The sequence below is a fragment of the Achromobacter sp. Marseille-Q0513 genome, from assembly GCF_018195695.1.
Classification (GTDB): domain Bacteria; phylum Pseudomonadota; class Gammaproteobacteria; order Burkholderiales; family Burkholderiaceae_B; genus Achromobacter.
In genome coordinates this window covers 1-246 of the sequence record NZ_JAGTJY010000694.1, presented here as the reverse complement: position 1 = coordinate 246, position 246 = coordinate 1, and the positions used below count along the sequence as shown (strand labels likewise).

Sequence of the window (246 nt, the reverse complement as noted above, 5' to 3'; positions counted from 1 at the left end):
GGTGAGCGGTCCGGTCGCATACAGCTTGCCGCCGACCGTGGCCTGGCGCGCGGCCTGCAGGGTCAGTGCGTTCAGCGAGCTGAGCGCGCCACTGGCCGTGAGGTCCCGGCCGGCTTGCAGGTCTACCGCGCCCTTGGCGGCGGCGCGGCCCTGCGCGCCGAGCGCCAGATCGCCGCCAGCCACGGCCCGCAGGCCGCCTTCGGCCGCCGTGACGGTGCCATCGATCGTCATGTGACGCTGCGCGTC

1 protein-coding gene is annotated in these 246 nt (G+C 75.2%); it reads right to left on the bottom strand.

Features of this window, described 5'->3' with window-relative positions:
* On the bottom strand, nucleotides 1-231 hold a 231-nt coding region (locus tag KDH83_RS32345), incomplete at its 3' end, for a hypothetical protein (protein ID WP_212323320.1).
* Nucleotides 232-246: the final 15 nt, after the last annotated feature.